Origin of the sequence: Roseovarius sp. D22-M7 (assembly GCF_037083785.1) — a bacterium.
GTDB lineage: Bacteria > Pseudomonadota > Alphaproteobacteria > Rhodobacterales > Rhodobacteraceae > Roseovarius.
Genome location: NZ_JBAPKY010000029.1, coordinates 42,532 through 49,774, shown reverse-complemented (window position 1 = coordinate 49,774; position 7,243 = coordinate 42,532). Strand labels below are relative to the sequence as shown.

Below are 7,243 nucleotides of genomic sequence, written 5' to 3'. Positions count from 1 at the left end.
CGCCGGCCATCCGAAAAACCGGATCGACGAACTCCTCCCTTGGAACTTCCAGACGTCAAGCTGAAAAGCCCGTGGGGCCCAGCTGGCGCTTACGTCTCACCGTCGCCGCGACGTTCTCGGGCAGGCGGTCATTCTCTGCGGCCCATGCGAAAAGCGATCTCACGGCGGACAGGTAAATGTCGCTCACGCTCTTGGCCGATAGATCGGTCATCAGATGATCACGCCACCCCAGCAGGTCTTTTTTCGTCACCCTTCGAGCGTCGTCATGTTTCAAGAACTTGCGCAGGTTCTCGATCACAGGACGCGCGCGCTTGCCACCGTCGCGCATGAAACCGGCCTGTACGCGGCTCTGCACATAGTCGGCCCACAGGCGCTTGAGACTGACCGGCGCAGGGGCAGCATCAGGGGGCTGGGCGTTCTTGATGATCGGGGCGCTAGGGGTGCCGGTGAAATCGCCCTCGTCGCGCTCTGCCACCCGTTCCAGCGCCTCTAGCTCTGCACTGCAAAGGGCACGGGCGATGGTGCGCCATTCATTGCTGCCGGGTGCTGCATCCAGATTGCCAGCAGCGCGGAAACGCTCGATTTGCGCGCCGACCAGATCAGCTAGCTGGGCATCACTTGCCTTGCCTGCAATCGCCTCGCGCAGTTGCTGCACCAGGAGGTCATCAATGCCCACCGATGGCCAGCGTGGGTCATTGCGTAGCTCATCATCGAAGGCCAGCCGCTGCATGTAATGGCACATGGCGATCTGGTCTGGTGCCAGAGGATACCGGGCTGGAGCGGTCTGCGGACGCCCTGCCCCGGCCTTCTGTTCGGCAATGGCGATCTGGTGTTGAAGCTGTGCCACCGCACCGGGCAAGAGTTTGACCGCCTGCCGGTAGTCACCGCCCAGAGGGCTGCGAAGCTCGGTCTTGCCGACGATTCCACGAAGGTCTTTCGGCACTACCAGCCGGGCATGGTAGCGCCCACTGCGGTTCACCATATTCCTGATCTTGCCTGCCATGCCAATCACCGTTTGTAACCAAGGTTGTAACGACAGAATGGCCAAAAGCCTTTGTTTGCAAGGGGTTTGTTTGATCTCAAAGGGTTAGAGTGGTGCGGGTGGAGGGATTTGAACCCCCACGCCTTGCGGCGCCAGAACCTAAATCTGGTGCGTCTACCAATTCCGCCACACCCGCATCGGGGTGCCGTGATGATCACCCTCGGGCCGGGATAGCAAACCAAGCGTGGCGATGCGAGGGGAAAACGCCGGGCGGGGGCGGCTCAGCCGCCCTGACGCGGCGCCTCGGGCATGCCCGCGCGAACGCGCTGACAGGCCGCCACGGCGAGCGTCTTGCGATCACCGAACTCGGCCACGTCGAGCGGCGCGTGGTAGACGACCCGCACCTCGCCCTGCCGCGACGCGCCCAAAACCTGCCACACGTGAGCGCCAAAGCTCATGTCGCCCCACCAGCCGTAAAAGCGCGGGTCCTGATCGTCGGGCGCGCGATACACGACGGTGACCGGCTGCACCTGCATCGCCTGCACTCCAGGAACGTCGAAGAACGCCTGAAAAAGCGTTGACTTGAATGACAGAACCCGCATTCCGTCGGTCGAGCTGCCCTCGGGGAAGAACAGCAGCCTGTGCCCGGCGCCAAGCCGCTTTGCGAAGAGCGCGGTCTGCGCCCGGGCGTCGCGCGCGTCGCGGGTGATGAACACCGTGCCGACAAGCCGCGCGAGCGCGCCGATCCCGGGCCAGCGGGCCACCTCGGACTTGGCGACGAAATAGACCCGGCTGCGGGCGTTGAGCGCGAAGATGTCGAGCCACGAGACATGGTTGGACACCACCGCGCCCGGCCCCGTCATCGGCGTGCCCTGGGTGCGGTGGCGCAGCCCGAGGATCCGGAACCCCCCGCGACACACCCATTGCGTGATCCGCGGCGACCACGGCCGCCCGACACCGTAAAGCGGACGCTCGACCGCGCGCAGCGGCAGCGTCGCCAGAACCCCCGCGAAGATCACCGCGATCAGCGCACCGCCGCGCAGCAGCGCCCGCGGCGCGTGGCCGGGGCTGCGCCGGACGACCGGCGGCGGCTCGGTCGAGCGCCAGGTGACGCTCAACGCCGCGCGCCCTTGGCATAGATGGACCTGTGCCTTGCTGTCAGCCGCGCGGTGTCCATGATCAGGCAGACATCGGTGGTGTTGAACAGGCGGTCCACATAGGCCCCCTCGCCCACGTAGCCGCCAAGCCGCAGATAAGCCTTGATGAGCGGCGGCACCTGCCGCATCGCGCATCGAGGGTCGAGCGCGTCCTCGGCGACCAGGTCCATCCGCTGGAACTGCGCGGGCCGCGCACGCACCCGCATGTCCGGCGGCGCGAGATAGCGGTGATGCAGCAGCGACAGCGGCGCGGCAATCGTCGCATGATCGGTGCCGTGAAAGCTGGCGACGCCGAACAGGATCTCGATCCCGTGCGTCGCCACGTAATCGGCCACCCCTTGCCAAAGGTGATACATGCCCGGCCCGCCGCGATAGGGCCTGGCGAGGCAGGACCGGCCAAGCTCCATCAACGTACGCCCGGATCGGTGCAGCGGCGCGAGGTCGTACTCGTCCTCGGAATAGAACTGACCGGCCGCTTGCGCCTGATCGCCGCGCAGCAGGCGGTAGACCCCCACGACCGCGGCACCGCGCGCGTCATCGACAAGCAACAGATGGTCGAAGAAGGCGTCGAAGCGGTCTCGCTCCAGCCGGGCCGCGTGATCGACCATCGGCCCGTCGCTGCCAAGCTCGGCGACGAACACCTCGTAGCGCAGGCCTTGCGCGTCGCGCAGCTCTGATTCGGTCTCGGCAAGCTTGACACGGAACTGGGGGGCGGCGGCGGTCATCGGCCTCGTCTCTGCGCTCGGGACTGCGCTTGGCGCGGTTCTAGGCAACGCCCGCGCAAAGTGCAACGCCGCGCACGTCATGGGGTTGGCGGATCTTAACGATTTGATAACCTCGCTCAGGGATCAATGACGGGCAGAAGCTCTACCCGTCCGCCGTCGATCACCACCTTGCCCTCTTCGCGAAAGTTGACCGTAATACGCCCGCCGATATTGGATTGCACCTGTCCGACGCCCCAGTCTGGCCGGTCCGGGTGTTCCACCAGCATCCCGGGCTCCAAGATCGAATTCATGTCCGTCATGCCACCCCCAGTCTGGAGACCCGAAACCATGCCGCAGGCCGACCCCGCGCTCGAGTTGATGATAGGCTCGCGCATCTGTCACGATCTGGCAAGCCCCCTTGGCGCCGTCGCCAACGGTCTGGAATTGCTCACGCTTTCGGGCATGGGCGACAGCGAGGAACTGGCGCTGGTGCAAGACAGCCTGCGCGGGGCGATGGCAACGCTGGATCTTTCGCGCCTCGCCTTCGGGCGGACGGGCACCGGCGAAAGCCTCGGGGCGGCGACCCTGCACGAGATCGCGGCGGGCCACTACGCGGGCAAGCCGCGCCTGACGCTGGACTGGCAGCTTGCGGATGCACAGCCGCGGGCGCGCGCGCAGATCGTGATGCTCGCCTGTCTTTGCGCTGAACAGGCCGTGCCGCGTGGCGGGCGCCTGGTCGTCGCGGGCGACGCGACCGGGGCGCGGATCACCGCGCAGGGCACGCCGCCGGTGCCCGATCACGCCCTCTGGGCCGGGGTCACCGGCGCGGCCGCCCTGCCGGACCCCGATCCGCGCCAGGCGCATTTTCACATGCTGCGCCACTGCCTCGATGCGCAGGGGCTCGCGCTCACGACGCGGGCCGACCCGGACGCGTTCACTGTCACGGTCTAGCCACGCGTCGTCCCGTCGCCCACGACGAGGTACTTGAAGCTTGTCAACTGCGCCGCGCCCACCGGCCCGCGCGCATGCATCTTGCCGGTCGCGATGCCGATCTCGGCGCCCATGCCGAACTCTCCGCCATCGGCGAACTGCGTGGACGCGTTGTGCATCAGGATCGCACTGTCGAGCCGGGCGAAGAACCGACGTGCCGCCGCCGCATCCTCGGTCAGGATGCAGTCGGTGTGATCCGAGCCGTAACGCCGGATATGGGCGATCGCCGCATCGATATCCTCGACCACCTTCGCGGCGATGATGCTGTCGAGATATTCGCGCCCCCAATCCTCGGGGCCGGCGGGCACCGTTCCGGCAATCCCGCTCAGCACCCCCTCCGCGCGCACCTCGACACCCGCCCCGATCAGCGCCGCGATCACGTCTCGGCCAATCGTCTCGGCGACATCGCGGTGAACCAGCAGGCATTCGGCCGCGCCGCAGATGCCCGTACGCCGCGTCTTTGCGTCGAGAACCACGCGCAGGGCTTTCCCGGCATCGGCGGCCTTGTCGATATAGACATGCACGATGCCCTCGAGATGGGCGAAGACCGGCACCCGCGCCTCGCGCTGCACCAGCCCCACAAGGCCCTTGCCGCCGCGCGGCACGATCACGTCGATCGTGTCTGTCATGGTCAGCATCTCCTGCACAGCGGCACGGTCGCGGGTCGGCACGCGCTGGATGGCATCCTCGGACAGGTCTGCCGCGCGCAGGCCCCGCACCAGGCAGTCATGGATCGCAGCCGACGAATGAAAGCTTTCGGACCCGCCGCGCAGGATTACCGCGTTGCCGGATTTCAGGCACAGCGCGCCGGCATCGGCGGTGACGTTTGGGCGCGACTCAAAGATCACGCCAACCACGCCCAAAGGCGTGCGCACCCTGCGGATGTTCAGCCCCGAGGGCTGGTCCCAATCCGCCAGAACCTCGCCCACAGGATCGTCTTGGGCTGCCACCGCGCGCAGTCCGGCGACCATCCCCGCGACGCGGTCCTCGTCCAGCGTCAGCCTGTCCAGCATCGCCGCCGACAGCCCCTTGTCGCGGCCCAATGCGAGATCCTCGGCATTGGCGGCAAGGATCGCGGCGCGATCCTGCCAGACGGCCTCGGCCGCGGCCTCGATCGCACGGCGCTTGGTTGCGGGGTCGGCGACGGCCAGTTCGAACGCCGCGGCCCGCGCGCGCGCGCCGATATCGGCCATCAGCGCGGAAATATCCAGTTGATCCTTCATCGGCGCTGCCTCCCGGGCGTCTTGCGTCAGATTGCCATATCGTCGCGATGGATCAAGGGCCCGCGTGCCGGGTAGCCCAGCGCCGCCTCGATCTGGTCCGAACGCAGGCGCCTGATCCGCTCGGCATCCTGCGAATCGTAGCGGGTCAGCCCTTGGCCCAGCACATGGCCCGTCTCGTCGGCCATCTCGACCGGATCGCCGCGTCCGAAGCGGCCGGCGACCTGCGCCACGCCGGCGGGCAGCAGGCTGCTGCCGCGGGTCAGCGCGCCGGCCGCACCCGCATCGACGGTGAACCGGCCCTTGGGCTTCATCGCGGCGATCCATGCCTTGCGTTTCTGCTGCGGATCGCCCTGCGCCAGGAACCACGTGGCCGGTGCGCCCTCCTCCAGCGCGCGGACGGGATGCAGGACGGCGCCATGCGTGATCGCCATGTCGCAGCCGCCGGCGGTCGCGGTGCGCGCCGCCATCAGCTTGGTCTTCATGCCGCCCTTGCTGAGGCCGGACCCGGCATCGCCAGCCATCGCCTCGATCTCGGGCGTGATCGTCTCGATCACGTCGAACCGGTGCGCGCCCGCATCCTCGGCCGGATTTGCGGAGTAGAACCCATCCACATCCGACAGAAGGATCAGCTGATCGGCACCCGCGGTGACCGCCACCTGCGCCGCCATCCGGTCATTGTCGCCGTAGCGGATCTCGTCGGTGGCGACGGTGTCGTTCTCGTTGACGATGGGCACCGCGCCAAGCCGCAGAAGCTGCTCCAGCGTGGCGCGTGCATTGAGGTAGCGGCGGCGGTCGGCGCTGTCCTCCAGCGTCACCAGCACCTGCGCCGACACGAGCGCGCGCTGCGCGAGCGCCTCGTCATAGGCCCGCGCCAGCCGGATCTGCCCGACCGCGGCCGCGGCCTGGCTCTGTTCCAGCGTCAGCGCCGTCGCCGGCAGCCCCAGCACTCCGCGCCCCAGCGCGATGGACCCCGACGACACCAGGATCACGTCAGTGCCGCGCGCGCGCAGATCCGCCACGTCCACGGCAAGCGAGGCGAGCCACTCGGCGCGTAGCCCGCCGGTGCCCGGATCCACCAGCAGCGACGAGCCGATCTTGATCACAAGCCGTTTCGCGGATCTCACGGTTGCCACGTCGTGTCAGCGTCCTCTGCCGCTTTCTGTTGTGCGTGATCGGCGTCGATCCGGGCGCGCAGGGCGCGCAGCACATCCGTGACGCCCTCGCCCGAGACCCCGGACATCAACATCACCGGCGTGCCGCAAGCCGCCTCGAGTTCCTCGCGCAGGAAATCCCGTTCCTCGGCATCCAGCGTGTCGATCTTGTTGAGCACGGTAAAGCGCGGCTTCGCCGCCAGCCCCTCGCCGTAGGCCTCGATTTCCTGCACGATGATCTCGTGATCGGCAACGATATCGCCCGAACTGCCATCCACCAGATGAAGAAGCGCCGCACACCGCTCGACATGGCCAAGGAACAGATCGCCCAGGCCCCGCCCCTCGGACGCGCCGTCGATGAGGCCGGGAATGTCGGCGACGACAAATTCCGACCCGTCGACACCGACGACACCCAGATTGGGGTGCAGCGTGGTGAACGGGTAATCCGCGATCTTCGGCCGCGCGTTCGAGGTGGCGGCAAGAAACGTCGACTTGCCCGCATTCGGCAGGCCAAGCAGCCCGACATCGGCGATCAGCTTCAGCCGCAGCCATATGGTGCGTTCCACGCCCGCCTGCCCGGCATTGGCACGGCGCGGCGCCTGGTTGGTCGAGGTCTTGAACTGCAGGTTGCCCCAGCCGCCATTTCCGCCCTGGGCGAGCTTCACGCGCTGGCCCAGCTCGGTCATGTCGGCGATCACGGTTTCCTCGTCTTCGTCGAGGATCTCGGTGCCAACCGGCACGCGCAGCACGATGTCGTCACCGGTAAAGCCGGTGCGTTGCTTTCCCATGCCGTGCTGGCCGTCCTGCGCGAAGAAATGCTGCTGGTAGCGAAAATCGATCAGCGTATTGAGACCCTCCACCGCCTCGACCCAGACCGATCCGCCATTGCCGCCATCGCCGCCATCCGGGCCGCCGAACTCGATGTATTTCTCGCGGCGAAAGCTGACACAGCCCGCCCCGCCGGCGCCCGAGCGGACATGAACCTTTGCGAGATCGAGAAATTTCATCGGGCGTCCTTTTGCAGAGGCGGCGCGCG

8 protein-coding genes and 1 tRNA gene are annotated in these 7,243 nt (G+C 67.4%); 1 reads left to right on the top strand and 8 read right to left on the bottom strand.

The features are described from left to right. Positions 1 to 55 precede the first annotated feature (55 nt). The 5 genes from V8324_RS13565 to V8324_RS13545 all read right to left on the bottom strand — a co-directional run bounded on the left by V8324_RS13565 (position 56) and on the right by V8324_RS13545 (position 3,163). Entirely contained in the window at positions 56 to 1,003 is a 948-nt protein-coding gene (locus V8324_RS13565) for a DUF6538 domain-containing protein (RefSeq protein ID WP_336420465.1), read from the bottom strand. A 90-nt stretch (positions 1,004 to 1,093) separates the two neighbouring features. Next, a tRNA-Leu gene (locus tag V8324_RS13560) sits at positions 1,094 to 1,178 on the bottom strand. Between the two features lie 85 nt (positions 1,179 to 1,263). Continuing rightward, positions 1,264 to 2,100, bottom strand: a complete 837-nt coding sequence (locus V8324_RS13555) for a lysophospholipid acyltransferase family protein (protein ID WP_336420464.1) — start codon at positions 2,098 to 2,100, stop codon at positions 1,264 to 1,266. Beyond that, on the bottom strand, positions 2,097 to 2,864 hold the full coding sequence (locus tag V8324_RS13550; protein WP_336420463.1) for a GNAT family N-acetyltransferase: 768 nt from the start codon (positions 2,862 to 2,864) through the stop codon (positions 2,097 to 2,099). Before V8324_RS13550 ends, V8324_RS13555 begins: the two co-directional genes overlap by 4 nt. 116 nt (positions 2,865 to 2,980) lie before the next feature. Next, a complete protein-coding gene (locus tag V8324_RS13545; protein ID WP_336420462.1) occupies positions 2,981 to 3,163 on the bottom strand; it encodes a DUF3553 domain-containing protein in 183 nt (60 codons plus the stop codon). A gap of 28 nt (positions 3,164 to 3,191) precedes the next feature. On the opposite strand from V8324_RS13545, the gene V8324_RS13540 reads away from it, so the two are divergent. Continuing rightward, positions 3,192 to 3,794 (top strand): histidine phosphotransferase family protein, encoded by a 603-nt coding sequence (locus V8324_RS13540; RefSeq protein ID WP_336420461.1) that lies wholly within the window; start codon positions 3,192 to 3,194, stop codon positions 3,792 to 3,794. Here V8324_RS13540 and V8324_RS13535 read toward each other — a convergent pair. The 3 genes from V8324_RS13535 to obgE are packed head-to-tail and all read right to left on the bottom strand — an operon-like array spanning position 3,791 to position 7,214. After that, complete coding sequence (locus V8324_RS13535; RefSeq protein ID WP_336420460.1) at positions 3,791 to 5,056, bottom strand: glutamate-5-semialdehyde dehydrogenase; 1,266 nt, start codon at positions 5,054 to 5,056, stop codon at positions 3,791 to 3,793. The genes V8324_RS13540 and V8324_RS13535 overlap by 4 nt on opposite strands. Positions 5,057 to 5,082: 26 nt before the next feature. Then, complete coding sequence (proB, locus tag V8324_RS13530; protein ID WP_336420459.1) at positions 5,083 to 6,189, bottom strand: glutamate 5-kinase; 1,107 nt, start codon at positions 6,187 to 6,189, stop codon at positions 5,083 to 5,085. After that, positions 6,177 to 7,214: a GTPase ObgE gene (obgE, locus tag V8324_RS13525; protein WP_336420458.1), complete on the bottom strand. Its 1,038-nt coding sequence runs from the start codon at positions 7,212 to 7,214 to the stop codon at positions 6,177 to 6,179. The genes proB and obgE overlap by 13 nt, the downstream gene beginning before the upstream one ends. Between the last annotated feature and the right edge of the window lie 29 nt (positions 7,215 to 7,243).

Coding starts and splice junctions, on each gene's coding strand:
- V8324_RS13540 (WP_336420461.1), top strand. CDS start 3,192: ATGCCGCAGGCCGACCCCGCGCTCGAGTTGATGATAGGCTCGCGCATC.
- V8324_RS13535 (WP_336420460.1), bottom strand. CDS start 5,056: ATGAAGGATCAACTGGATATTTCCGCGCTGATGGCCGATATCGGCGCG.
- obgE (WP_336420458.1), bottom strand. CDS start 7,214: ATGAAATTTCTCGATCTCGCAAAGGTTCATGTCCGCTCGGGCGCCGGC.
- V8324_RS13565 (WP_336420465.1), bottom strand. CDS start 1,003: ATGGCAGGCAAGATCAGGAATATGGTGAACCGCAGTGGGCGCTACCAT.
- V8324_RS13550 (WP_336420463.1), bottom strand. CDS start 2,864: ATGACCGCCGCCGCCCCCCAGTTCCGTGTCAAGCTTGCCGAGACCGAA.
- V8324_RS13545 (WP_336420462.1), bottom strand. CDS start 3,163: ATGACGGACATGAATTCGATCTTGGAGCCCGGGATGCTGGTGGAACAC.